The following is a 26,984-nucleotide window of genomic DNA, read 5'->3' as shown; positions in this document are numbered from 1 at the left end:
TTGAAGACGTACTCGCCATTTCGCCTCACATGTTCAATAGCGCTAAGCGCGACCGCTCGAGCGCTTCCTTGCGATTTTTCTGGTGTGTGTCGGCCGAAGACGGTGGGCAAGCTCGATGAGTGTTGCCCACGCGCAGTTGTTGTCGCGACGAATTTTAGGCAGCAGTCGTAGTCAAATCCGCCTCCACGGTTGCTTGGTCTGACTCGTAGTCTTCACCTTCTTCACGAATTTCGCCAGAGTAGGCTGGTTTTCCCATCGCTTCTTCAATCAACGCTAGCAGTCTGGATTGCCGGTCAGCCATAAAAGCTTCGAAGGCATCGGCACGGAGCAGCTCCGGATTTATGAAATGCGAGCGAAGATGCACGTTTAACCGTTCGCGCTCAATTGAAGGCGTCGTTGTGTTTCCTGATTCAAGCTTCGCGAGATACTCCGACGGTGCGACTCCACCGATAATCCGATTGGTTCGATAGGACAATGGCGTCTTATTGATAATTGAGTCAAACACAGGAGGTTTGATGTTGTGCGACTTACACCAATCCTGAGGAAAGATATGGTGGATGTCGACGTTTTCGCCGAAAAATACGGTGTGGTCGAACTCCTGGCCTGAACGGAAGTCCTGCGCTCCCTTCTTCATCAGCAGGGCGTTTAGACCCTTGTATGCAGCTGAAAGACGCATACGCATTGTTTTCAATCGGTCAGCGCGGAAAATGGTCTCGCTTACTGTCGTCGGCTCCGGACCACCGTTGAGCCAAGCCGGGACCTCGAGGAAATCTCGTGAAAAGCGCGAATCGGCTGCTGAACCATAGAGCTCGCCGAAGACGCCATTCCAGTACCACTGCACCAGTTTTGCGCGAGTGGTGTCATGTTCCCAAGCATTCCCGATGTCGGCGAGAATCGTCGCTAGCGGGACGATTTGCGACTGATAGGGAAGGTCGAAAACGCGGTAGATGTGCAGCATGTGCAAAAACTTTGCTGCGTGCACAAAGCCGGTCTCAACTTGTGCCTCGTACTTCTTGTAGGCGCTCAGTGGCAAGTTCAAGAGCGCTTGTCGGTTGCCGGTGACGGCCGGCAGGTCTCTTCCAGATTTTCCGGACCGTTCCGCTTCGCGTCGTTTCTCGCGCGTATGGAACAGCGAGATTGCCTGCAAGAAGTCTGTGTTCGTCACATTGGCGATGATGCCGGAGTTTGCGCCCGCAGGTCGCAACGTCTCTACGAACCGGCTCTGGCGCCCCTTGGTCTTCTCGTTGCCGTACCAGTCTTTGCGCAGTTCGTGCCCCTCTGCCGCATACATCGCAGTGACCAGTTCGAAGGCGTCAAGTGGCTTGCCGCCGGTATTTACCTTTTCGAACACGACGCATACGGCTTCTTTCGAGGTCGAGCGGTCGAGAGCGATGACCGGAACCCGATACTGTTTGAAGTTTTCGAGGATTGCCTGTTTGAACGTACGAAACAGCTTGCGAATTTCTGCGTGTGCGTCTCCGCGCCAATGCTCGTCGAAGCCGTCCTGCCACGAATCCCACTCGAACACTTGCGACACTGGATACATGAGCGTTTCATACTCGCGTTCCGGAGTCGCGAGGTCGAGGACTTCGGAGCGACCAAAATCCGCACGGATGACCCTGTCCTCCGGGACACCAATAATTGCGTCTTCCCGGTCATAGGACGGGTCAAGCGCCTTCCTTATATCGATGTAGAACCAGCGCTTAACCTTCTTGTTCTTTGGTGTCACGGTCTCCACGACTTTACCGCGAAGCGTTACCTGATAGAGCGATGTCATCCGCTGCTGTCCGTCGAGCAGCAAAGAGCGTGGCCGGGCTGCCTGCGCGCCGCTCGGTGCGCCCTCAACCGGTCGTGGTTTGAACTCGACATCACCTCCGGTCTCCAGCGTCATCAATGCACCGACGGGGAATGCACGTGAGATTGACGCGATTAGGCTCTTGATGCGGTCTTCATCCCATACCCAGCTGCGCTGGAAGTCAGGAAGTTGAAGGGCGCCCCGGTGGCAATCGTCGAGAAGTTCTCGGAGGTCTATCGGATTGGTTTGAAACGCGGACCTTGCCATTGTCGATTAATCTTCCATTGTTGTCCTGCACATTCGGGGTGCCTAGGCCTACATGCCGTTATCGGCACGCAAATGCGGTTCTTGAACTCGTCGCTTCGTGTCGAATGGGGCCAATGCGCTCATGTGCGCGCCAGCCCTCCGGCGTCCCGTTTCTGCAACGCGTTCGCTACCGCATTATTAATCACCTCGTCGATGGAGTCCGGTTCCTCGCTCTCTTTCGGAGGTGTCCATTCGCGATATTCCACCAAGCTTGGCAACCGTTCCAGAGCACCCAGCGGCTCAATGCCCATCGACGTCAGGCGCTCGACAAGCTCTTCAAAAACCTCGTCCTTTCGCAAACACCACGTGGATGCGAAGCAGCGCCAGAACGTCCATCCAGCACGCTCAAGAATACGCTGGCGGTTCATGTCGCTCGCCCAACGCTCCGGCCCATGAAAGGCATCACCGTCACATTCAACAGCGAGGCGTGTGTCGTTTGCGCCTTCGACCACCATATCGAGGCGGTAGGAACCACTCCGTACCTGCGGCAACACGCGATAGCCGTGCTGCACCAGCATCGAAAACACTTCACGCTCAAAACCCGACTCACAAAGCTTGATTAGCCCGTCCTGGTCGATGGACTGCTCCACGGACGGCTTGTCGAAATGCGAGAGTAGCGATAGTCGCACATCCTTTTCTGAGAGTTGCTCGGCGGTCACCGACCGCACCAGGTACATGCGGTCCCGCGCGCGACTCGCTGCCACATTGAAGCGTTGGTCATAGGCGTTGCCCGAGAGAGCGTGGCACCGCTCGGGGTCGACGACCATGGAGAGGAACATGATGTCCCGCTCGCTGCCTTGGAAGGTCCGGGCATCTCCGCAGTCAAACTCGCGATGGACAAGCTCTGTGGCAGAGCAGCGTTCCCGCACGAGGGAGTCAATGTATTTCGCCTGCTCCATTCCCAGCAGGGATACCACTCCGATGGTCCGGCCAGAATATGTCTCGTCGGCCAGCAAGGCGCTGATTTCGTCCGCAATGGCTTCGGCTTCGAGCTTGTTGCAGTCCTTGCGGTCGCGCATGCCATCGGGCACGTAGATGTCCACTAGCGGCGGGTCGAGTCGCTCTGACGCACGCGGGATACGAAGAGGTTGAATTCCACCTTTGTAGAACTGCGTGTTTGAGTACGCGATGATGGGTGGAACGCAGCGGAAATGTTCGCGCAACATCACCTGTTCTGCCGCAAACACGCGCGCCGCCAGGTCGTAGAGCGACTTCTCGGGTGTCATGTCCGCCCCAAAAGGTTGGTCGCTCAGGTACCGGTCACGCAACTCTCCGATACGCGCACTCGACAGGAACCCACCGTCCGGCGACACCTGCTTGTCGTCACCGACCACTAGGATTTTCTTCGCGCGCACGATGGCGGGAAGTGCCCACAGGTCGGACTGGCTAGCCTCGTCGACAATCACAAGGTCGAAGGCCCCGATGTCCGCTGGCATCGACTCGGAAATTTTCGCGTGGCTCATAATCCAGCACGGTACCGCGCCTGCAGAATCCAGCATCGACTGCTGTGCGTCGCGGCGGTAACGCACGGCATTCGGTCCGGTTCCCTGTCCAATGCGACGGATGGCCGTTGCATAACCTGCAAGTGCCTGCAGGACCTTCGGGCTTGCGTTGCGCTTGGTGGCTAACCACGCAGCCTTCCCCACCACGTCCCGGTACATCTTTGCGAGGCCTGCTTCGAGGTGTGAGCGCCGCTCGTTTAACGCCACCAGTTCCTTGCGAGCCTCGATTTTCTCGAGGTGCCAGCGCATGCGAGCCCACGCCTAGGCCTCACGCCAACTGACCGGAAAAGCGGAGTCCTCTGCGCCGTTGGCCACCGGCACCTCAAGGACACGTCTGGCAAGCTTTTCAGCGCCAGCCTTGGCAAGCCGCGCGGAAAACTCTCGCACTCGCCCGAGCACAGGAGCAAGCCCAATGACCCGACGCAGTTCGACGATAAGCTCCGTGTACTCGGCGGCCACACGTGCCGCGTCCTCGAACTCATTACCAAGCGTCGTGTTGACGAACGACTGAAGCGCCTGCGTGATGGCGCCTGTATTGCCCGCGAGTTTTTCCTGCAGCTGGCTGAGAGCAATCGCGGCATCCGCGAGCTCGGCGCGCGTCAAGTGTTGCAAGATATGCCGACGAACTATCTCGTAGTCGTCGCTCGAGCCGCACGCAAGGTTCGCTGGGGCCGCTGCGAAAACCGAATCAGCTTTTTTCGGCAAAACGCCGTCATAGCGTGTCGCGACATGGTGAACGCTACGCGCAACGCCAGTCACGAGTTCAAAGGTGCGCAACTCGCTGACCCCGCCGGTCAGCTCGGGCAACTCGAGCAGCTTGGCCACTGGATTCCAGCGACTTGAGAATGAGATAACATGCTCGTGCAGCTTCAGATAAGTCTGGACGTGCGCCCAATCTTCGGGAGAAGCTGGGGTGAGGCCATTCACTTTGACGTTGGCGATATGGTCTTTGGACTCTGTCGCGCCGAACGTCACAAAGCCAAACGGCTTCCCTGTCGTCGCACCCCGAGTGACGGCCTCTATTGTCTTCGGGTTGGACAGTCCTTCGTTGGGAAACGCAACAGGGCGTTTGAGGAACGCCGCGCGGGCATCCACCAGTTGCTGCGCGTCATCAAACAGAGCGGCGAGCGCCCCCACTTCAGTCGCGTAGGAAGGCTGCGAGCATCTGCGTCGCAGTCCGTCTGGCCACTGTCCGTCGACTTCCGCCAACGCCTTGAGCTCCGATTGGGCTGCTTCCAGAAGTGATAGCAGCTCTCGCGCTACGTGCAGCACTTCTGGCGTAATTGCTCGAAGGGGCAGGATGTCGCCAGCAGCCGTCGCGTCGTCCAATGACTTGAGCTTACACAGACTGGTATGAAGCTGCCCGATGCTTGCGGCAACCGGCAATTCGTCGGCGCTCGGCACGCGCACATTGGCGTACGCGATGTCCTCGCCCAAGCTACGGCGGTCCTCACGCAACCGCACACCATCTTCCGTCGACAGCGGCGGTGCGTGTTCCGGAGCCAGCGACAATTCATCGTCGAACCAGTTGTAACGCGAAGCCCCGCCGACAACCAGTTCTGCAAGTTCTTGCGCTCGGAACGAAGAGCCGTCAACCTTAATCTCAGCGAGCTGCGTCAGCGCAATCTCGTCCACTCTCCGGTCGATGTTGGTCAGCTCTGTGTGCGCGCGGTCGATAGCATGGTGCAGGCGGTCAATCTCTTCACGTGTCTGCTCCGGATTGAGCTGCGACACCTGATGCTGAATGGCCTCAATGGACGCCTGAAACTGGCGAATGCCGTCCCTGTCACCCGCGAGGAGCGCGACGGTCAGCGGCTGAACTTCTTTTGGAATCTTTGACTGCAGAACCCCGAGCGCGGGTTCACCTCGCGAAGTCACAAGGATGCGCTTCCCGCTTGCCAGGTAATGGCAGATGATGTTCGCAATCGTGTGCGTCTTGCCGGTCCCTGGCGGCCCTTGAACGGTGACTCCAGCGGCACGCTCAAGGCGCTGGACGATGGTGACCTGCTCCTGGTTGTAGGGCAACGGGAAATAGAGTTCCTGCGGCGCGCTCCCACCGCTCGAGCCAGAACTGGTTCCGCGACCAGACAGCCCCCGGAAGTTTACGGCTTCGTAGGAAATTGGGACGTTTGACGGCGGGGACACCAAGGCCAGCGGCCCAGCAGGGATATCGCACCCCTCCTCGAGCTTATGGCGAATGTTTTTCAGGTCCTCGACCAGAAAATTGTTCGACTTTGGCCGTGCAAACAACACCCAGGAGTCACTGACGACGAGATGTTCGCCAGCGGCGGGGGCATCTTTGCCGGCGCTCAGAGCTTCGACGTACGTGCCCCGGCTGTCCAGATTTCGAGCCGCGAGCTTGAGGACGTCAGCGTAACTCGAGGGACTGAATGGCGAGACCGACGTTTCGCGGTGCCGCGCGATATGCTCGCGCATCGCTTTTTCGCAGTCGGCCGCACCCAGTACGCCTACTCCGACAAAGGCGTCCATCTCGCAACGCGGGTCGGTCGCGCGCGGGCGAACCTCCAGCGCCATCGAGTTGTCGTCGAGGGCGATTTCCAGGGGCTGGGTGAGCAGCGGATATTGGAAATCAAATGGTTTGTCCTCGAAGGACAGTGTCCAAGACGCGATTCCCAAGCCCCAGACGAACTCGATTGGATTGGCGGTCTGCTCAGCCTGCAGTTGGTGCTTGAGCGCAAACAGGTCGCCGTAGAGTGAAATCGACCGACGCCGGGGCCTCTCGATGGCCGCCCATTCCTGCCATTGGCTTGTGTAACCGACGAGTGCCGCGTCCACTCGCGTGCGGAGCTCGTTTTCAATGTCCTCGTGCAGTGCCTCATCCTTTTCGGCTTTTGCCTCGTGCAGGACGCGAGCAAACTCCAGGTCGTCCAGGTGCGGTACCGCGCCGGCCGGGTCATCGGAGAAGCGAATAAGGTGGGCGTATTCCGACGCGACCGCCGGCGGATGAATAGCCTCCAACCGGTCGACCTTAAGCCAGATGTGGTCACCGGGCTCAGTGACGTCAAGCGCCACTCCCGGCAGAGCAGCTAAATCTTTCTGAAAGAATCGGGGGGTGAGGGATTTGCCAATCACAAAGCCGCGTGGGTCGGCCTGCTTCAGTTGCTCCTCGATATATTCGAACAGTCGGTGCAGAAGCTCTCGCGGCTTTGTCGACATTTCATTCCCCGTTCTACCGGTGGTCGTTACGACCGAGAACTTGAGTTTATATGTGTTTTGACGACCTTCAGACAAAAAGGTGGCGCTGGATTCGGCAGCCGTCCTGCGCGACTCGTGCCGCATGCCAATGCCATAACCTATCCATACTTTAGAGTGTGTCTTTTCGACGTCGGCCGCTTCGGGAACCGCAGAATTCATGCGACAGGCATACTCAGCGCAGTTCTCAGGGCACGCAAACGTCTCCGCTCTGGATAAACCCGTCGTCGCAGAACCAGCCATGACCGGAAATATCGAGGTGCGCATGGACTGGAACGTGCAGCGCGACACATGCGCCACCATTCTGTACATATCCAATATTGCACTCCCACCCAAATCCAGTTGCTTCATAGTGGGCGTGGGGCGGCACGACGAGACCTGCCGACGATGGCGAACTCATTGCCGCCCCGGAACACCCGAGTCTGTCGACGCCAGGTGGGCAACTTTCAGGATGCGAAGTGGGCTGCGGCGAAAGCGATGGAGAAGCAGCGCTTGCCATCGAAATATTGCCACCGGCAGAAAGCGATGAAGGTCGTTTGCGCCTACCTTCCTGATGCTTCATGTCAGTTCCTGCAGGTGTCGTACCGCTGTTAGCGCCAGAAGCGTGAGAGTGTGCCTTCAGATGGGGCGCTGATATGTCGCTTGAAGCGTGCTTGGGCTTCGCAACTATGCGCCGTTGCGAACCTGTCGCCGTATTGATATCAGATGTGACAACGCGACGATGGATTAAGTATCCACCAATGGCAACGACGGCCGAGCAAAGTCCGACCAATCCGACAAGCATCCAACGATGAAAATCGCGCGGGGTCTTTTGACCTCGCAATTTTTCAGCTTGGTAGCTGCCACCGTGGTTATCCAATCGCGCTTTCGCGATAAATTGTCGGGCGCGGTCCGCCTTCGAGGTCGCTGCGCGCAGGTTCGACACTCCCGCTGCGATTGCTTCCGAGTCGGCCATCGGTGCGCCGGCCTCTCTTAGCAACGAAACCAGCTTTCCCTCAGACGTTGCTGTCTGTGTCGCCACTGCTATTTCCAGCCAGCGCATATATCGCTCGACACTGATTCCGCCTTGCGTAGCCGAGAGTGAAGTTGACATGTTTGTACGTTCCACTGGATTGCCCCGAGCTTCATGGCCCAGTCATTGAAGATACGATTCGACCTTAGGCGGCCACACGTTCTGAGGACCGAATATTGCCGAGCATTCAGCGAAGTTATCGTATGCCTTCCAAGCATTCCGGTTGCCGACGATATACAGCCGTCGCTTGGCCCTGCTCACCGCGACATTCAGCAGGTTCGGCTTCTTTGATGCCCAGTTTTTTGCGCCGGGCTTTTTCGGGTTGCCACCCAATACGAGCAGCACAACGTCGGACTCTTTCCCCTGCACCGTATGAATCGTGCCAACCTCAACGGCCGGATATTGCTGCGCGGCTAGTAGTGCCTCGAGTCCGCGAACAACATCACGAAATGGAGAAATCACGTATACCTTGTCACTCGTCTCCGGTATGACGTCACGCAAGATGGAGAGGACCATCTGTCCTTCGGCTGGCACCCAGTGTTCCTCGGCGTCCGCACTTTCCACGTGTATCCACGCAGTTTCCGGCAGGTTCAGCGCTTTTCTGTCTTCCGTCCCGAACACCATTAAATTGTTGTAGGCAATCTTGTTCGATACGCGGAACATCTTCTCATCGCAACGTCGATGCACACGCAATGGCGAGCTGACCCAGAGCGGGTTCCGCTCATGGTCGATGAGAGCTGTGCCGACCTTCGATGCGCGGTCTGTAAGCTTCTGGGCTGAGAGGCGACCCGGCAACCAGGTTTCACTAACTCCGAAGCGCTTGCGCAGCGCTTGCTGCGCGCTAAACGGAATCGTAAGTACCGGCTCAAGTTGCAGTGGGTCTCCGACCACGATTGCGCGCCTCGCACGCCATATGGCACCGGCGGCGCTTTGCGGTACGGCTTGTCCGGCCTCGTCAATAAGAAGCCAACCCAGCTCTTCTCTCCCGAGATGTGCAAAGAGCCGGTCAAATGACGCAAAGGTGGTCGATACGACAGGCACAATGAAGAACAGTGTTTGCCATGCAGCACGAACAGCCTTGTGCGAGGCGTCCGGCGGTACAGAACCTTGGAGAATATCGAACAATCCGGTAAGGTTCTTGCCGAATACGTCCGCCTGAGAAATGACAAAGGCCTTGTGCAAGTTCAGTGCCTCGAGAAATACACGTGCCCGCGCGCCGTTCCAAGCAGAGTCGGCCCATGGTGAGCTCTTTTCCCGACTGACGTCATCGCTTTTCCACGTTTCAAGCGCTGGGAAATGTTTTCCGAGAACGCGTTTCGCCTCCTCGAGCATCGCTCGAAGCGAACCGACGGTTGCACGCAGTTGGAGAAGCCGTTCCTCATCACCAGTTCGTAGGTCGGTTGCCGCACGCGAAATCTCTGTCAAGGTCTTCGTCGTCTCCGCCGCTTTCTCGGCGTGCGACCGCGCCTCGCGCTCGCGCTCGACAAACCCGTCGTGCTCCGTTCGCCAGCTTTTATACGCACGTCCCAAACTCAGTACAACGCGCACGATGCCGGGACGACGTTTCCGATGTCCGGCCACGCTTTCGGATTCACTCGCAAGGTCAGCGGTCGCACGGTCAAGTTCGCCAACAGCAAACTCCATTGCCGCCACAGCGTTAGCCTCGGCTTGCGTTCTTTGGCCAATGCGCGACAGTAGGTCCTTTTCACGAACCTCAGCATCCGCGAGCTCGCCAATACTCTCAAACCAGCCCTGGCGCTGCTTCCGTAGTTCGGACTCTGCGGCGAGCGCTTGCCGGAACCTCGTCTTTGCCGACGACCAGTCTACAAGCGCCGGGTTTTGCGCATATAGCCAGCTGCTGAAGCCACGTCGCGGTGCCGTGTCTTCGTCTGCCGTAGTGCGCGATGAATCGGCTTCCTCATCCTTCCAGAAACGGCTTCTGAAAGCTGCACGATTTGCCTTGTTTCCAAGACGTGCTGCGAGTAGCCCCCACGCCGGTTCATCTATCACGCGCGATGCAAAATCCGTGAAGTAGTCGAACCCATGTGCCCACTTGGGGTCGATTGCGTCAATCCCGGGGATATCCAACGTGATATTTTCGACCGCGCCATTATTTGCCGAAGCAACAACCATCTCAAAGCCTGAAAACGCTTCGCTCCAAACCTTAATCGTTCGCTCCTTTTCCTGCGCCTTGAGTTTGGCTTCCCCAACAAACGCGTCAGCGGGCGATTTCAGTTTCTCCAGAGCTAGCGCGCGCGAGACAACCACCGACGCAACCTGGTCACGCAACAGCGTCGTCTTCCCAGTACCTGGCGGTCCGTTGACACCGAATAACCCTTCCGACTGTCCAAGCTCACGCGTCAATTGATTGATTGCGAACTGCTGGCCATATGCAAGCGGATGGTGTCCCTTGCTCGGCCAGCGTCCCGGTGGAAACATGTTGGGAGCAAGAGCATTGAAGGGTAACTGCAACTCCTGCCGAACGTCGATTCGTCCAGTCTCGTCGACCGCTTCGTCAGCAGCCAAGTATGCGTGCAACGCCGCCCCTGCATCGCCCGCCTCTATGTGACTTGCCACGCGGTTCAAGTCATCGATGAAGAAACTGTTCAGAAAATCCGCACCCTCTGAGTCGTACGCGTAACGCTTGGGAACTCTGCGCGAGCATATACGGGCGGTGTCCGCTATGCGCGGCGCGACAATGCCCAGCTCCGTCAGAAGCCAATCGGAAAGCGCAGATATGTCAGCCAATGTAATAGGCCGGCCGACGTCAATTTCTTTCGACGCCAGCTCTGCCCCGACTGTATCTCCGTCCCGCAGCGCAAGCTCCTGGCGTATCCGGCGGTCGAATTTCTCTGCAAAACCGTCATATCCTTCGAGCCAATCTGGAGCATCTGGACCTGGGGAAATGGTTCTGCCCCATGCCCACGCACAGGTAGACAGAACTGCGGTATCGAAGAGCGGCCGGCCATCGTTGCTTACGGTGATAGAAAACAGCGCCGAATAGATGTCGAGTCGTTCGTCGTACGACTCCGGGTCCACACCAAACTTGTCCTGTAGCAGGTCACGCAGCAGTCGCACCGGATATACGCCTGCATACACTTCGTGCCGCCAGGCATCCGTACCAATTCGCCGCCGCGTAACCGCATGCCGCTTGTCCCACGGCGCTGCAGCACCCGCGTCCTCGAATTGATTGGTTGGTGTCTTGCGATTATCAGGCTGAACCTTAGGAACGGACTGTGGACAGAAAATCTCCACCGCTCGCCAATAATGAAGGATATTTGAACTATGTTTCACTAGAACAACCTGAAATGGTCTTCGGAGATAAGACGATTTTTTAAGTGTTGCCGCAGGCACTTCGACCTACCGGATAGTACTAGACACAGAGTACTGTTGAATGCATACGGCGACAGCGCTCACACCCGACCTAGTTGCCCTTGTCAGCGCGAACTACCACTCGAACGTGGTACTGCATCCAATATGCGACTGCGCAACGATTCATTGTTCGTCATCGTCGCCGTGATGCTCGTATCTGCCCGAGATTTGAGCTCTTAGCATGACAAGGTCGAGTCGCATCCCGCTCTGCGTCGGTTCGGACCCTAAACTAACTCGGTTATCGTTCATAACCTTGCGAATTCTCTCTCGAACCGGTTCGTAATTGAAATGGAAGAAGCTTTCCTCCGAAGGTCGATTTCTCAATATAATTTGAAATGTCTCAACGTCTGGGTGATTGTGAGTCGCGCCATCTGTTGAAATGAGATAGTGTGGCGCCGCAACGCAGGTCACCAAACTATCAGTTATGTTAGCGACACACCCATGGTGAGACAGCTTGAAGAAATCTATTTGCCCAACCTTCCGCAACGTTCTAAGCCGAGACAGCGACGTCTGAATGTCTCCAGCAAACGCGTCACCGGCCAATAGGACAGCCGCCTCTTCGTATTCGACCACCAGCGCGATTGAACTGCCATTTGGGGGAGAGTTGTCACTCCCAGGTTTGCTGCTAGCGCCGAGCGTATCGTCCGCTGAAGACTCCAGTTCTTTGAGCGTCTCTCTATATGTCTTCCCGGGGGCTTTCTTCGTAGCCTTAGACCAATCCTCTCGCAGGTCTTTCAGTCTTTCTACGGTCGGAGAAAGCACCGTTAACCTCAATCCATCAATGCATGTGCACGGAAAATCGTCGTCCCCAGCCCTAGCGACCGGCTCTCCCGAAAACCCTTCGTTATGCCGTATGCCTAAATATTCCGTCAGTGCGCTGAGTTGTTCAGCCTTCTTGTAACCAAGCAAATCAAGACTATCACTACCGAATATTTCTCGATACCCATTAAACCAAATGGACTTGATTTTGATGCGCAGTTTCTTTTGGTTCCGCATGAGCCAGTAGGCACCGTTGATATGGTCGCCATCCGAGTGCGTCACAATAAGCAGGTCTATTTCCACTGTGCAGTCTTTCTCACCGCGTAGCAAATCTACGTGCTGACTGATGGCGTCTTGCGCTTTCGCCGGTCCCGCGTCGACTAGAATGTGTCGCTGTTTTTCGGAGGTTCCGAACGTTAGCCATATGGCGTCTCCGTTCCCCGCCTTAAGCATCGTCAATGTGAACATTTCAATGTCCGTTTTCTATACGCCAAGAGGTGTCGCCATAGCATATGAGTGTCAGGGCTAAAGGATTCCCCTCAGCTAGCATTCGTCGCTTGAGCAATAGGAGCACGGTGCCAAAGTCTGTCGTGCCCGCCCGACCGGCCGTTGCCGCAATCTCAGTAGTCAACTCGCCAGCAAAGCGCGATACGTGTCGGCCCAAAACACCAGATAGGGTTGCAACCACAGTCGATGCCCCATAACGCCAAAAGTCAGTGGCAAAATTCATGAATTGCTTACTTCTCGGTACAGCGGTCTCGCAGCCGAGAAGCAGCACAATAGGCCTCGCCTCCGTGGTTGAAGCAACATATTTCTCGCTCATCTGTGCGTATGCAAGATAGTCCGCGCCAATCTCGAGCGATGGCTCTGGATGAATAGGATGGACGTCAGAATGCGGCAATAGCACCAAAAGGTCCGGTTGATATTCGGTGAGCGAAGAGCGCCAATCAATCCACTTGTTTGCGTTAAAGACTGATTTCAAACTCGCCAGCATTGTTGCCTTGAGACCGTCGAGGTCCGTTTGGCGCACCTTGCTACTTGCTCCAACCAGTGCTGCGGTTAAGGTCCGAGGCGCGACTTCAACATCGGCCGGCACGGTCACGGCTATGTTTCTTTGTTGCGCGATGCTGCTTCGGCGCTCAATACGCTTACTTAGGCCCCAAAATGACAAAGGACATAAGACCTCTTCAGTCCCGAGTTTCCCACAGTACTCGTGACACCCTCCGCCAAGCAGCGCAGCCTTTGAGTTCTCACAAAGTGGTGCGTCCATATTTGGCGCATCCCCGTCATAAAAGAACTCAATTGGAAGGAAAGCTCCGGTGACAGCTTCGACGACCTGGATGTTTTTAGCAGCAGAAACATTCAACTGTGGCGCCTGAAAGCGGAAATTTTTCAGCGCCGTTCTGCCGTGCCACGCAAGCGTCCTTAACGTGGAGACGAATTCCTCATCAAATAAGTCTGCGGGTGTTTCTTTCTGAGCAGTTAGAGTCGCAAGCGTGTCTTGGACGTTGGACACAAACTCTTCCCAACCAGTTGGTTCAAAAAAAACTGCTTCCGTATTCTGAATGGATATAACACCTGGCTTACCTCTCAGGTTATCGTTTAAGATGAGTGACAGGTCGAATTTCATCTGCTCGGGACGAGCGTATGAAAATTCCTCTGCGAGTTCACTCTCAACTACTAATCGGTAAGGAATCCCGACTTCTTGGTCACCTGCCAGCGGCTCCAGCGCAAAAATCAATGTTTGAAGGACGGCTGTCCTATGAGAAATGACGATTCGAACGCGAAAATCTCTAAGGTTCGCCGGGGTCGTAAACGCGAACTTTGCGGACGAGCTAGGTCCGCTTTTCGGCACAGTTATTGTGTCAATCTGCCCTTTAGAAAAAGTCGCTTCCTCTCCCAAAAACAGTGGGGTAAAAATCACATCAAGTTTTGAGCTTTCATCTCCAGCTCCGAACCTTTCATAAGAGGGAAAGTGCCGGTCAGCAGTTGTCGAAACGTCAAAGAGCGAATCGATAGAAAGTTTCGCTACGTAGTCCGATGATGAACGCAAAACGGACTCCCTTCTTTGCCCATCGTCAACCGTTTCGGTGAAGGCAAAGACTTGGAGTTGAACATAGCGCTTCCCTGTGTTCTTCTCGAGTTGACGCAATTCTTCGAGCTGCGTAATACCCCGCTGCGCAACAGAGTCAGCGGCGGCCATATCATAGACAGCAAAGTCATATGGCGGGAAACGTCCATCGATGAGGGCATCAATGTGTTTTCTCGGGTCAACTAAAATTTCTTTTAGGAGGGCCGGTCTCAGTCGGACCAAGGGCTGCATTTCCCTATCTCTCAGACCACCAAACTCCGAGACACCGTAGCCGTTGCCACGCAAAAAATTCCGATGTGTACGGAAGACTACATCGCCGAGACCAGCGATGTCTTCGTAGTCGGACGCAAGAATCTTAACGAGTAACTCGTCAGTGGCGTAGTCACCTTCGCTGGGTATGACACTGGCAAACATTAGACCCGAGCGCTCCATCGCCGCATCGAGCAATCTACCTGTGACACTAGGCCGTTCCCGCTTCTTTTGGATGAAAATGGCGGCCGGCGCACGGACTCGGTTTTCTTGCGTAAGGAAGATGTCCAACGCGTCCCGTTCACGATTCGACGACGTACCTATTATCAGCCCCGCGTTGTAGTGGGGCAGGTTTTCGCGACTATCACCGAGCGAACCGCTCTCCAGCCCGGCATCTTGCGTGCGGACGATGTCGGACTCATTTACGAATCGGTCTCGAAGGGTACTTGGGAATTGTAGGCGGTCGCGAGGAAGCACCAAACTTCCGGAGTCCAAGAGCGCGATACCCCTAGCCAAATTCGAGTCGACATGGTTCCAACTGCCTGGCGCTGAAATCACCACGCTGGCGAGTTCTGGCAATTCGAGGCTGAACATCCCCGCTAGGACGTCGGGCGAAATTAGCTTTGACCGGTCGCTCGACGCGTTTATCTGAACACGGTGATAACCTCCGTAAATCATCAACTCCGCCCAGGAATTTACCCAAGGACGGAGACGCGCGTTGATATAAGCGCCGCCGTATCGCGACTCCGATGCACGGAACACATGGTTAAGCCGCTCAGTTCGAAAGTCGATAACACCATGCGATGGAATCAACTCGGATAGACGTATCCCAGTCTGACTTAGGCGCTCAGGGCTTTCATTATATTTGAAGATAATCCGGTCTAATGTGCCAGCTAGGAACAGGGCCTGCGCGCTCTCCCTAGGGCTACCCATACCGAAAAACTCGAGCATATCCACTTGCAAGGCTCTCTCCGTCACTCGAATTTTTCCTCTCTGCATCGTAGCGCCGCTAAAACGAGCGATGGCCAAGAGAGTCAATATAAAACGTCCCGTGCACCAGCATACTCTGACTGCACGCCACTAGGCGCCGGATTTTCTCGGCTTATTGGTTGTTAACGGCCCAAGTTTCGCAAAACTTTAATAGAACGTCAGCTTTGGTCAACATACAACGCTAGGAAGAGCATTATCGGAGACACAATATAACGACCTTCCCCGACTTTGACCCGCGAGAGCAAACGTCTACGAAGCATATGTTCAGCAATCAAAGCCGACGGCGGAATCAGTGGAAGTTACGACTTGTTGATGGCAATTCCCCGAGCAGACGCGACATATCAATAAGTCGCTGTGCAAGCAAGTGGCGCACCTATCTTTCGCATTGCCACCCGCGAGGCTTTATCGGCTATGTGAATGTCTTCACTGTGACTAATGCGACCGCTGCGCAAGCCACCGCTGTTACGACAGAGGACCGGACCACCACACGGCGGAGGCTGTTCCGATGCCGCCGCTCCAGGCGCGCTCGCTCCTCCTTAAGCGTACGACGAAGCCGCTCGACTTCTTGTTCAGCATATAGGGCTCGTTGCTCGACATCCTCGGCTGCGAGATTGCGCTCTCGCACATACCTAGCGATGTTCTGCTCCTCCAGGTTGTCGCTCGACTTTTCAACAGGACGCAAGCCGCTCACAACCATCGGTCGGGACTTTCCGGTCTCCCGAGTCATCGGGTCATCGTAGTCAAATTCAATACCGAACTGTTCATAAAACCGGTTGCGCCGCGCCTTATTGTCGCCGATTGCCTGCCCCGGACGCAGCTTAATAGTATTGACGTCGGTGTCGGGCGGAAATTGCCTAGCCCACAAGACAATCGTATTCATCAGGTATGTGCCAATTCCGTGACCTTCAAGTCCGGGCAACGTCAAATCAAGAACGTCCACGGAGAGAGTGTGTGACGTGAGCGACACAGTCTTCATCCCGGAGTCGTAGCACGCATTGAATTGGCCCTTGAGAACTCTCGAACTCAGGTGACTTCCTCCTACTACAAGATAAGAGAGCGTTAGCTGACGGTTGTCTGGGCGACCTCTCTCCTCAAATGGGTTCGCTTCAAAGCGTTGCACAACCAACTCGGCCAGGACCTCCCCGTTCAGGTCGCCTCTGGGACGCACGACAAGCACAATCGCCGGACTGGGCAGTAGTTGTGGAACGAAGCGGATGTTCTCGGCCGTCATGTTATTCCCGTAGCGTCCTGTCATTTCGCACTTTGATTTATGCAACAAGGCTACAAGCACGTGCCATTACATAATCATCCTAAACAGGACTACGGCAGAATCGGATAAATCTTTAGCTCGACTGTCTGCAGTCCCCGCTACTACCGCTTATGCGGCCTGCGGTGCGGCAACCGCTCGCACATCTCCGTTACCCATCTGCGCACAAAATCCCGGCCGTCATCGTCCAGTCGCCCGAGCATCTGGGTTATATCCGCCGCCTCATCCGCCGCCCGGTTAGTCGTGCCGCGCAGCAGCGCTTCCAACGGCAGGTCGAAAATGTCCGCTAGCTGAATCAAACGCTGTAGCGGCGGCAATGTCGTGCCCCGCTCAAATCGGGAAATGGTTTCCTGCTCAACTCCCAACTGCTCGGCGAGTTGTTCTTGCGTCAACTCTCTCGCAGCGCGCTCCCGCGCAATGGCCCGCCCAATCCTGTTTGCAATCCCCGCTGCTGCTGCTGCTGTCGCCATATCAAGCCCACGTACGTGTTGTGGTTAAACGACATGCAGTGTGGTACTAGCGCGCAAGGGAGTTAACGTCATAGAATCGCGTAAAACGTCATTTTGTGTATATCAAGCCAACCAGAGTGCCGGTGCAACGAGCCCGGCGAGGCCAGCTCATACAACGCGATATCGGGGAAAACAATTGAAAAGTCTCAAATTTACTGCCATCGGGGCAGTGTCTGCGCTCGCCCTCAGCGCGTGCGGGGGCGTCAACCAGTATCTCGCCGACCGGTCGGAGACTACGGAGCTCTATCACATCTTCGACATCAAGACGGCGGCGGACATTGAGACGGTCGTCAACGCTGCGGCCGACGGGCTGGCTCAAAATTCCAACCGGATTCAGCAAAACCGACCGCTTATGATGGGTTCGACCATTCCTGCTACACCGGGTAGGTTCCAGCTTGCCGATATGTCATCTGCGTTCCAGGGGACCGGCATGGGAGCCCTGATGCAGATGGCATCGACCCAGTCTGGCGGAACGACGCTGCGTATGGCGAAGTGTGACGGTGCCGTGTGGACCTCGCATGCGACGCGGACGATTTCGGGTTACACGAATCTCAACCTTTACAACTGCCTCTACGCCTACAAAGGCGGCTACCAACTAGATGTCTACGGCGTGTTCCAAAAGACGTCCGGCGGCCTGGCGAGCATCACGCAGGGCCTTGCCAGCGGCCTCGTGGGGACGCCGGAGCAATGGGTGAACAAGACCATCGTCGACACTGTCCGGAGCATCGAAGGCGCTACGCACTCTCGTGTTGTTCAGATTGAAGGTCAACCCAGGATTGCCGGTGACGCGTTGCCGTGGGTGGACCGGTTCTCCAGCCAATAAGCAGCTCATTGCCGTCCCCCGACGTCTTTCAACCTCTATTGCGCTTTACACCTTCTGTCGTCGCAACTCCGCAGGGAGCTTTCGACGAACAGGGCTCTGACCGGTACTGCCAACCATGGACAGATATACGCTTCCGTCGACTGCCATTGAAATCACAACGGGTGATTTCATTGATATCGCTGCCGTCGAGACGCTCCTCGAAAATCAAATCGTCCTGGCACGCGCCAAGGGCGAATTTCAAGGTGCATTGCGCATTCTTCAGAAGCGGGAAGAGCTGACGGTGGTCACGATTCTGAATCTTGCCGGTTCCATTGGAAAGGCAATCTACGCGCCAGAACTAGTCGGGAAGCGATACGAGATAGGCGCTCAGTCGGCCAGGCGAAGTGCTGACGGAAGGGTCGTCCGCATACAGGATGCGGAGCATCTAAGGGATGCGTGCCTTTCGCTGTTCGATGAATGCGAGGCCCTGCAAGACGCCGTTCGCTCCGAAATCCATAAAAGCCGGCACGCGTATGTTTTCACATGGCGAGGTACACCACGCTGAACAACCGGGCCTCGTTTTCGCTGTGCTATTGCCATTCAAAAAAGAGAATCCCTTGAAAAACCGCAAATTAGCTGTTCTGGTCGTCACGGCGGGGCTGGTCACGTTGACTACGGGCTGCGCGTCCATCACAGGCGGGACCACGCAATCCGTATCCGTTAAGACGCAAAGGGATTCGGTCGACGTCGTTGGCGCGAATTGCGTGCTGACTAATGCCCGAGGAACCTACAAGGTAACCACTCCAGGAAACGTCGTAGTGCACCGCGCAAAAGATGACCTGAACGTAAAGTGCACAAAGGAGGGAGAACCTGACGCGCTTACGACAGTCCAGTCGGCGACCCGCAAGGGTGCGGTGGCGGGGAACATCCTGATGTTTGGTCTTGTGGGCACTCTCGTGGCAGGCAGCATTGATTCGGCTAACGGTGCAGCTTATGCCTATCCGCAGGACATTACGGTTTCGTTCAGTAATGCTGCTGTGTCGACTTCGGACGCAGCAAAAGTCGACGCCTCGCCCGCGACCTCCGCTGAGTTCAGCGCGGGCAACCCCCCACGTACCAATGACACCATCGCGCAGCCAATGCTGGCGAAATGATTTACAGCCCGCCAGTACCTCGGCCAGCCGACGCTAAAAGTGAGGTCGAAGAACTCATAATTGAAGAGGCTGTGAAGCTTCTCCATGTTTCCCGCGCGCACCTCAATACGCTCGTCGATGAAGGCAAGCTGGGCGTGGTCCGTCACACCCAAGGGGGTCATCGACGGATACAGCCGGCAGCAGTACTGGCGTGCAAAGAAAAAATCAAGACCACGCAGAAAAAGGGGCTTGATAGAACGGTGGACGCTTCTGAGCGCATGGGCCTCTAGGACAACGAGTTTGATGGATTGCCTGTCCGGCGCAAGAGTTGACACTGGCAAAAGGAAACCCGGAAGATTCGGAGCCGCGTTTTCTTTTGGCACTTTCCGATGGAGCGTTCGAGCGGGCTAATGCGCCGGCGGACCTGCAAATTTCAACAGATTTAGCGACCGGCTTGAGTTTAAAGACTCCACCTTTCTATGGATTGCGCAGGTCCAACGTATTCCCGGCTGGAGACGGTCACCACCCGGTATCGAAGACGCTACGAGCACTTGTTCATCTCTCAAGGCGCGTGCCGACCTGACAGGCCAGAAGTAGCGCATACAGCGGCTGCATACACCCCATCTGGGCCCGTAATCCACGGTTACCAATCTCGCACCGCCGTTTCACCTGTGTCCAATATCTCCTTCTAGACTTCGAGCCGTAATCACTGACATTGCACTTGATGTGCGAGGAGTAGCGAAGATGAACAAGAAGATTCTTGGCGCAGCACTCGGTCTGGCAGTACTGGCAGCATCAACAGCAGCATCGGCACACGTCGACGTCGCCATCGGATTGGGTGTCCCCGGAGCCGTGTATGCGCCGGCTGAGCCAGTGTACGCCCCGCCGCCTCCCGTCGCGTATGCTCCCACACCGGTCGCCGTCGCGTATGGCGGCTACGATGACTGGCGGGCTCGCGAATGGCGCGAGCGTCGCGAGTGGCGTGAACGGGAATGGCGCCGTCAGGAATGGCGTGAGCACGAGTGGCACGAGCGTCGTGATTGGCGCGGGTATTGAAACAGCGCCGGAAGGCGCCACATCTCCGGCATACAACCACCGAGTACCTTCGAATGAAAGAAACTAGCCCGATAAGAATAGCTTTGCTGGCCACTACCTTGGCATTGGCAACGATGGGAACGGCGAACGCCGCAGGCTGCCTCAAGGGCGCTGTGGTAGGCGGGGTCGCTGGGCATTACGCGGGGCACCACGCTGTCGTTGGTGCGGTCGGCGGTTGCATGGTCGGCAGGCACCTTGCGAAGCAGCGCGCTCAACAGCAAGCCGCGCAACGTCAAGCAGCACAGACGCAATAAAACGTCGTCGGCTTGTTGTACCCGGTGGAACCAGAAAATCGCTGGTCCACCGGGTCCCTGACAACTCCGTTTAGGTCGTCAACTCGGCGCCAGACTCGACTGCGGCGGCCGGAGCTGGCACGGCCACGCTCTGGCGCGGCGCTTTTTTCGCCAGCGCCTTCTTAGCCGGCACCTTCGCGCTCACGGCCTTCTTGGCAACCGCTTTTTTCACCGCAACCTTCTTCGTCGGTGCGGTCTTTGTCGCCGCGACCTTCTTGACGCCGGCTTTCTTGGAAACTGCCTTTTTGGCCGAGGGCTTCGTCTCGGTCGAAGCTCTCACATCGGTCGTCGCGCTGGCGCCATCAATCAAAAACTTCGACCGGTCTTTGGCGCCAGCCAGCCATGCAGGAGCCCGCCCTCGACCGCTCCAGGTCGCACCGGTCTTGCGGTCACGGTAAAGCGCCGGCTGCGGACCTTTCGGCTGCCCCTTTGCACCAACTGCCTTCGAGGCTTTCTTGACCAAGGTTTTGGCCTTGCTCACCGCACCTGCAGTCACCGCGACAGTCGTTTCATCGCTACCTGCAATCAAGAACTTTGCGCGGTCCCTGACGTTAGCAATCCAGGCCGGCGCGCGGCCATGCCCGGTCCATGTCGCTCCCGTTTGGGGATGCATATACTTCGGCGCAGTTTTGCCTTTGGCGTCAGTGGTGGCTTTCGTCTTGCCGGCAGCGGGGCTGACCTTCAGTGCTTTCGCTGCCCGCTTTTCCTTCGCTTTGGCTTCAATGTCTTCTGTAGTCAAATCGTATTCGAGCATCAGCTTGCGGATTTGGTCGACCGCCGCCTGCGCCTTCTTTGAAATGAGAGCTTCTGCTTGAGCCTGCAATTTTTTCATCTTTTCCTGAATCTGTTCTAGTGTTGCCATATGGACTCCCTGTATGGGTGACGAATGTCCGCACTATGCCATAAGCATCGCGGCATACACACAACTCTTGTGAGCGAACGCCGACTCATCTCAATGACGACTACCCTAGATAGAATGCCAGCCGACGGTACGGGCGTGTGGTTTGGTTACGGCGATTTCGAAATCCGTTCCCCCGACGGCAAAGTTGTTGTGCGTCTTCCCTATGCAGGAGAGCCACCGCATGGAGATTCGTATCACGAGATATTGGTGAATGGAACTCGCGTCCCCGGTCTTGCCTGGGCAGGAACCTTTGCGTGGTCACCGTGCTCGCGTTACTTCGTAGTTGAATGGATGAAGTTCAAATACGAACGAAAAATCGCAGTCGTTGACGTATACACCGAGCGTCTATTCATTCTTCCGACTCGGACGCCTCATCGTTCACTTGTATTCCCCAACCTTTTTGACAGTGAACACCCATTCGGCACGCCGATTTTTACCTTCAAGGGTGACGAGGCGTGGATTGATTTCAGTTGAGGAGAAGTCGCCGGGGGACTTGCCCCTGGAGTCGTTACGTAGTGGCCTTCGGAACCCGGCGGGGTTTGTGCAGACCGGACATCTGTCATTTGGAACCACATCCGCACGGCGCTGGCTGGAACCGTTGCTACTTTTGCGGTACGAACAACGTATTCAGTATGCCGTCTATAGAGCGGCTAGCGACGGTAGACTCGGTGTCATGAACCAGTTGAGCGATGCGAAATCAGCAGCAAACAGTTCCGTCTAGCCCGTTCCTGCATTCATAATTACGAGTATTTTCGACATCTCCGACGCTGACGGTGTAAACGCCTCTGAACGCGTCTTGATGTGGCTCCGCCGACGGTCATTTCTCAGCCTTTGGTCATTCGCGACCCGGCATACTGACGAGGATATGCGTAACGGTCGTGGCAGCGCGAAGGAATTCGCTGATGTCTTGGCGGCATTTGGCAATGATGTCGTTATCTTCTCCGACAAGCACGTCCGGTTTCAGGATAACAAGCCCCTGGATGTCGCGTGGAAACGTTGGTATAAACGTGCTGTGCAGGAGTTGGTCAGGCAACTTCATGGTGCGATGAATTGGGTAAAGCGCTTTCCGGAGCGAGTCTTTCTCGACAGCAAGTTTCAAGGCCGGCTTCCTGTGGTTTTCTCAAATACGCTGCTCGTGCGTGATGTGCAACTCTGGTCAGCGCCCCACTCCCGGTCCGCCGACGGGGGCTGCCTATATAGCTGCGGAGTCCGCCTAGTCTTCAGGGCGAGTAAGAATAAGGTTCACCTCAGTTTCAGCGGCCGCTGCGACCGTAACGATGCGCTTTGCAGACCGTCCGCCTGAAGCGGCGTTGATAACGTGCCGGCCAAAGGGGACGTTTGTAATCGCGTATCGTCCATTAACTTCAGTTGTGTCCTTGTACTTGCCATCCTCATCCTGCAACCCTACTAAAGTATTCGGTGAAGGCTTTGACACAGCCTTACCGTCGCCAGCCGCCTTTTCAAAGTAGCTTACGACCCCAACGATGCTGCCGGTGCGCGAGCTCGACGCAGCGGTTCTCGAGACGGACTTTGGGAACAATCCTTCCACAACACCTCGAATCTGCAGAAGCACGAGTTCAGACGAAAACCCAGACAGGAATCCAACTGCTATCCCGGACGCGGCACTGTTCGGTGCGATGGCGTAAAAGGCGACCATGGCCACGAATGGAGCCGTGACTAGTTGCATAATTTGGAACACGACAGCTTCGCGCACCGTTCTGAAGTCAAGATTCGGCTCATCGTCCGTACCAATATATGCCGGCTCAGACCTTTTTTGGAGCTCTGGTATTCTTCGCGTCAATGAAATCGACGCGCCAAGGAAAGAAAGCAGGACGATATAGTAGGGCAAGACGAAGCCGCCCTCGATGACTTGGTGGGCCTTTCGAATATATGGTGACTTGACCGCCGGAGGGTCACTTAGCCCCTTCTCGGTACTCGCCGCAGTTGCGTTGCTTACAGCACTCGCCGAACTCACAGCGGTAGTTCCGCTTACTTTGCTTGCGCTATTTTCATCATACGTTGTTGACGAGTCCTCGCCTGGCGTTGGAAGGTCAGAGGCAGTTCCATATGTGCCGCCGATGACAATTAACCACGGATAGGAAGGCTCATAGATGAACCCCCTGTGCTTTCCGAAGCGGCGCCGGAAGCCTGCTCCACTGGCCGGGAAACTGACTGCAGCCTTCCCAGTGTTCGCTGTACTGACCGGGCTCGTTGGAGAGGCTACGCTTGCAGAACTGACTGGACTAGCAACAGCGGCGGCGCTTGCCGCGTTTTGCGAACCTAGCGCGCTAGCAAGCTTAGAGGGTTTGTTGCCGGACTTGGTCCCGGTAGCGCCCGACGCCGCGCCGTGCCGCTCACTCTTGGTCTTGGCCGCCCTATCTACGACTCGGCCGACCTGCGACGCAATGGTTGTACTTGATGCAGCGGGTGCACTAGCCGCAGGTGCGCTTGCGGGTACCGGCGCCGATGCGGGCGTGGGGGCTGACGCCTCGACTGTCATAGAACCCGCAACATATTTCTCGACGTTTCCGTTCGTTCCGTCGAAAACCATCATGAGGTCGTCATCACCACATTGGATAGACGTCGGAACGCCCAAATATCGTTGCGCGTCTACGCAGCCCCGAATAAGGCTTATCGGTCCCGTCACGTCCGGCTGCCATGGATTTGTGACCGGAAAAATCAACACGACAAGCGTGCTCAGGGTGAACACGTACGCAAACCGAAAGCTTTGTCGGCGTCGCCGGTCTTGGGCAAGAGCTCCTTCTGCTACGTCACCGGTGAAACAGCCAATGAACCAGACGCCAAACACCAAACCGAGAAAAACAAGCGCAACAAATGGAGCAAGCTGAACCAACGAAAACGGGCCGAAGAGAAAAACGCTAAAAGCCGACGTGGCAATAAATAGCAGCAGTACCACGACGACTACCCAGGGGAGGCTCGCTTCGACCCATGAGGGAAATGGACCGTCAACCTCATCAATTCGGAAAAGGTATCGGACGTATCGGAGGACTACGGCTCCGTAAAGCACCGCGACCACGACGGCCAACGCGCCGAAGAACCAATTCGCCTGCTGAGATAACACGCGTTCATAAGCTATCCAAGCGAGGATGACCCCAACGAAAACGGGTGTTGACGCTTTGAGCAGCGCCCTGAGGGCCCAACGTTTCCGGTTCATTCAAGCCCTCCGCTCACAGCAACCCATCTAAGATACAGCCCACCATGTTTTTCACAAAAACGCAGTGCCTTTTACAAGCTCATACATAACTATGATTAGTTATTCGAATAAAATTAGCCAATCGATGAAAGTCAGTATAAGGCGCGCCCTGGCACGACGCCCTGGGTTCTAGCGGGCAGTACATCTCCAGACGCATGAGAAGCAAGCTTGAATTTACCTTCGGGTTGGAGCTGCCACCGAATTGACGCGACCGTAGGGGAAGTCAAGGCAATTGATACCGTTTTTCCATCGCTATGGACCTCTGCATAAACCCGCGCCGACTGAAGCTTTGGATTGTTCTTGAGGGCATCAGCCAATCCAAGTGCCACATCAGCCAAACTGACTTTGTCGGTGACGGTATACGCGGTCACAACCGGCGAATCAGGCAGGTCGATGGAGGTCGCAATCGCGAGAATATTCTCATGAATCAAGAATGGGCCAACGACAACGACGCTGTCGACAGATTTGGCGGCGGTGCCCCCACCGGTATCCGTACTAGCCGCAACTTGCATGGTTGCATTAACCGTCATCTGTGCTGCGGCTAGGCTACACTCCTGATGAATGGATTGAATTTTTGGTACTTCGAGAGCAGCAACTATCTCTGCATCCCTCTCGTTCTCGAGGGTTTGCAGGTACCCTTTCATGTCTTTGTAATAAGTCACGCTTATGGCCTGCGCGTAGGTAGCAATACCGGCCTTTGCGTAAATGTTTGTATCGATATCAGTTCTCCAACCGCTTGCAATTGTTGCTCCTGCGCTCATGGCGTGAACCGTTGCAAGTGGCGTAAAGGCAGTTGCGAGTGCACTGAAGACCGTCGTACTCATGTCAAGCGCTGTGTTGCTCGTATTCTCAGCTACAACGAGTTGCGCCATAAAATCGTTGCATTTCTTCATCGAATCCCACACAACCTCTCCTAGGTAACGTCGACTGTCATTGCGACTATTCTCCAGATTGGCAACGGTTACAAGATTCTCGTCCAGCGGCTCTGCGCTGACAGACTTTTTAAGATGCGCGCACCCCGACGCCGTGACGACACACACAAAGACAAGCATGGTGAATGAATATTTCATCTCCTTCCCCGTCGCGTCCTATGCGGCTCCGCGATAAACCGGGAGGGTTTGAAATGCATCAACGGAGCGCCCTGTTCGTCCCGTGCGTGGCAGTGAACCGTTCGGAATCGGCACGGCTGGCGGACAAGGAGGAATATCGTCTCTGTGGCGAGGCACTGTCAGCGAGAAGAGTTTCTCAAACGAGTTTGCGGCGCTAATCCTGGAATTCGTAATAAGTGGTTGCGCCGGCGGCGGGCGTAGCAGCGCTCCTGCCGTTTTCAGAATCGAGGAGTGGTCATAGACTGTATGGTCAATTGTCGATTGACGGACGTACGGCGATATCACCAGCGCCGGAACCCTGAAGCCACACTGATTGAAGCCAAAATTGTGCTTTGTCAAATCGTCACGTGGTCCTTGCGGCATGGGCGACGCACATTTTCCAGGGATGACGTGGTCGAAGAAGCCACCGTGCTCGTCGAACAAAACTAGCAGCGCACTTTCCTCCCAATATGCGGAAGCTTTCAGAGTCTCGTACACTTCCTTGATTAACATCTCGCCTAGTCTCACATCCCCTAGCGGATGCATCGAGTTTCCCTTTCTGAAGCTACTCATCGGTAGGGCGTCGTAAGCGGGTTCAACAAACACATAGCGCGGCAGAAATCCGCTCTTCTCGTTGAGTAGCTGACTAAAGCTGGAGTAGGCGACAAAGTTGTGCGGATACTTCTCGACTCCGGCGAGTGCCCACGACTGCGCGTGGTCACCAGCTACCACCATCCACTCGGAGGGCGCTAGACGAGTGAGAATTGAATCGCTGCCATTGCCAAAACGCTCAGAATTCAGGAAGTTAGATGTCAAAGCAGAAAGGTCGCTCGGACTGTGGTCGAGTCCCCAAGAGGTTCCCGCCAGCGAAAAAAAACGGTTCGGCCACGTAGGCCCTGGCATCGAGGAAAACCAATGGTCGCAAACAGCGAACTGGTGTGCCAGGAAATTCAGCACCGGCAGTTGGTCCGGAGTGAAGCATCTCAGCGCGGCAGCTACATCATATCCGTGGTCATCGAGGCACGCCGCAAAACCAAAATCGTTCGCCGATGCACGGATGGGGGGATATTCGTCACTATAAAGGTTCGCGCTGTCTGCGAGGCAGTTAGCCGCAGAGACCGAGGTAGGCCCACATAGCTGAAGTAAAACGTCTGAGAACTCGTGGCCAGGGTCGAAGGTTAGCTGGAACGATGCTCCGACCCCTACCGTGTAGGGTATGCCACGCCGGTCCCGATTGACGAATTCGGGCTTCCCAAGAAGACCCTCCGCCTGCGTTGGGCTTCCATCCGGCGTCCATCCCCTTATGTCCGACCAGCCGAAGATATTGTCGTACGAGCGGTTTTCGAGCATGAGCACAAAGAGTCTCTTTATCGTTTGAACGGCCACCTCGAC

General features: G+C 55.9%; 21 protein-coding genes. 7 read left to right on the top strand and 14 right to left on the bottom strand.

Going from position 1 to position 26,984, the window contains the following annotated elements; translation table 11 throughout:
- Positions 1–154 precede the first annotated feature (154 nt).
- From HWY05_RS32895 to HWY05_RS32860, 9 genes are all read right to left on the bottom strand, one after another.
- Positions 155–2,062, bottom strand: coding sequence for a DUF262 domain-containing protein (locus tag HWY05_RS32895; RefSeq protein ID WP_176060973.1), 1,908 nt, complete (start codon positions 2,060–2,062; stop codon positions 155–157).
- Positions 2,063–2,181: 119 nt separating this feature from the next.
- Entirely contained in the window at positions 2,182–3,852 is a 1,671-nt protein-coding gene (locus HWY05_RS38180) for an AAA domain-containing protein (protein ID WP_208459122.1), read from the bottom strand.
- 12 nt (positions 3,853–3,864) lie between these two features.
- The gene (locus HWY05_RS38175) at positions 3,865–6,780 is read right to left on the bottom strand and encodes an AAA domain-containing protein (RefSeq protein ID WP_208459121.1); all 2,916 of its coding nucleotides are present in this window, start codon (positions 6,778–6,780) and stop codon (positions 3,865–3,867) included.
- Between the two features lie 223 nt (positions 6,781–7,003).
- Entirely contained in the window at positions 7,004–7,909 is a 906-nt protein-coding gene (locus HWY05_RS32885) for a hypothetical protein (protein ID WP_176060972.1), read from the bottom strand.
- 42 nt (positions 7,910–7,951) lie between these two features.
- Positions 7,952–11,122 carry a DEAD/DEAH box helicase gene (locus HWY05_RS32880; protein ID WP_176060971.1) on the bottom strand — a complete coding sequence of 1,057 codons (3,171 nt, stop codon included), beginning with the start codon at positions 11,120–11,122 and terminating at the stop codon, positions 7,952–7,954.
- Positions 11,123–11,323: 201 nt separating this feature from the next.
- Entirely contained in the window at positions 11,324–12,427 is a 1,104-nt protein-coding gene (locus HWY05_RS32875; protein ID WP_176060970.1) for an MBL fold metallo-hydrolase, read from the bottom strand.
- A 1-nt stretch (position 12,428) separates the two neighbouring features.
- The gene (locus HWY05_RS32870; RefSeq protein ID WP_176060969.1) at positions 12,429–15,263 is read right to left on the bottom strand and encodes a hypothetical protein; all 2,835 of its coding nucleotides are present in this window, start codon (positions 15,261–15,263) and stop codon (positions 12,429–12,431) included.
- A gap of 436 nt (positions 15,264–15,699) precedes the next feature.
- Positions 15,700–16,521, bottom strand: a complete 822-nt coding sequence (locus HWY05_RS32865) for a hypothetical protein (protein WP_176060968.1) — start codon at positions 16,519–16,521, stop codon at positions 15,700–15,702.
- Between the two features lie 140 nt (positions 16,522–16,661).
- Positions 16,662–17,027: a helix-turn-helix transcriptional regulator gene (locus HWY05_RS32860; RefSeq protein ID WP_176060967.1), complete on the bottom strand. Its 366-nt coding sequence runs from the start codon at positions 17,025–17,027 to the stop codon at positions 16,662–16,664.
- A gap of 175 nt (positions 17,028–17,202) precedes the next feature.
- On the opposite strand from HWY05_RS32860, the gene HWY05_RS32855 reads away from it, so the two are divergent.
- The 6 genes from HWY05_RS32855 (at position 17,203) to HWY05_RS38505 (ending at position 20,350) form a co-directional block, all read left to right on the top strand.
- Positions 17,203–17,889, top strand: a complete 687-nt coding sequence (locus HWY05_RS32855) for a hypothetical protein (protein ID WP_176060966.1) — start codon at positions 17,203–17,205, stop codon at positions 17,887–17,889.
- Positions 17,890–18,004: 115 nt separating this feature from the next.
- A complete protein-coding gene (locus HWY05_RS32850; protein ID WP_176060965.1) occupies positions 18,005–18,433 on the top strand; it encodes a hypothetical protein in 429 nt (142 codons plus the stop codon).
- Between the two features lie 52 nt (positions 18,434–18,485).
- On the top strand, positions 18,486–19,022 hold the full coding sequence (locus HWY05_RS32845) for a hypothetical protein (protein ID WP_176060964.1): 537 nt from the start codon (positions 18,486–18,488) through the stop codon (positions 19,020–19,022).
- On the top strand, positions 19,019–19,291 hold the full coding sequence (locus HWY05_RS32840) for a helix-turn-helix domain-containing protein (RefSeq protein ID WP_176060963.1): 273 nt from the start codon (positions 19,019–19,021) through the stop codon (positions 19,289–19,291). The genes HWY05_RS32845 and HWY05_RS32840 overlap by 4 nt, the downstream gene beginning before the upstream one ends.
- A gap of 454 nt (positions 19,292–19,745) precedes the next feature.
- Entirely contained in the window at positions 19,746–20,057 is a 312-nt protein-coding gene (locus HWY05_RS32835) for a hypothetical protein (RefSeq protein ID WP_176060962.1), read from the top strand.
- Between the two features lie 53 nt (positions 20,058–20,110).
- Entirely contained in the window at positions 20,111–20,350 is a 240-nt protein-coding gene (locus HWY05_RS38505) for a hypothetical protein (protein ID WP_244146764.1), read from the top strand.
- Between the two features lie 70 nt (positions 20,351–20,420).
- On the opposite strand, the gene HWY05_RS32830 is transcribed toward HWY05_RS38505, so the two are convergent.
- The gene (locus HWY05_RS32830; protein WP_176060961.1) at positions 20,421–21,251 is read right to left on the bottom strand and encodes an H-NS family nucleoid-associated regulatory protein; all 831 of its coding nucleotides are present in this window, start codon (positions 21,249–21,251) and stop codon (positions 20,421–20,423) included.
- 93 nt (positions 21,252–21,344) lie between these two features.
- Between HWY05_RS32830 and HWY05_RS32825 the strand changes: the two genes are divergently transcribed.
- A complete protein-coding gene (locus HWY05_RS32825) occupies positions 21,345–21,764 on the top strand; it encodes a hypothetical protein (protein ID WP_176060960.1) in 420 nt (139 codons plus the stop codon).
- A 361-nt stretch (positions 21,765–22,125) separates the two neighbouring features.
- On the opposite strand, the gene HWY05_RS32820 is transcribed toward HWY05_RS32825, so the two are convergent.
- The 4 genes from HWY05_RS32820 to HWY05_RS32805 all read right to left on the bottom strand — a co-directional run bounded on the left by HWY05_RS32820 (position 22,126) and on the right by HWY05_RS32805 (position 26,978).
- Positions 22,126–22,389, bottom strand: coding sequence for a hypothetical protein (locus HWY05_RS32820; protein WP_176060959.1), 264 nt, complete (start codon positions 22,387–22,389; stop codon positions 22,126–22,128).
- A 114-nt stretch (positions 22,390–22,503) separates the two neighbouring features.
- Positions 22,504–24,465: a hypothetical protein gene (locus HWY05_RS32815; RefSeq protein ID WP_176060958.1), complete on the bottom strand. Its 1,962-nt coding sequence runs from the start codon at positions 24,463–24,465 to the stop codon at positions 22,504–22,506.
- A 131-nt stretch (positions 24,466–24,596) separates the two neighbouring features.
- Entirely contained in the window at positions 24,597–25,574 is a 978-nt protein-coding gene (locus HWY05_RS32810; protein ID WP_176060957.1) for a hypothetical protein, read from the bottom strand.
- A gap of 18 nt (positions 25,575–25,592) precedes the next feature.
- Entirely contained in the window at positions 25,593–26,978 is a 1,386-nt protein-coding gene (locus HWY05_RS32805; protein ID WP_176060956.1) for an alkaline phosphatase family protein, read from the bottom strand.
- Between the last annotated feature and the right edge of the window lie 6 nt (positions 26,979–26,984).

The organism is Paraburkholderia sp. BCC1876, assembly GCF_902833695.1.
In the GTDB taxonomy this organism is placed as follows: Bacteria; Pseudomonadota; Gammaproteobacteria; order Burkholderiales; family Burkholderiaceae; genus Paraburkholderia.
Note: the sequence above shows the minus strand (reverse complement) of the source record. Positions and strands in the feature narration are given on the sequence as shown.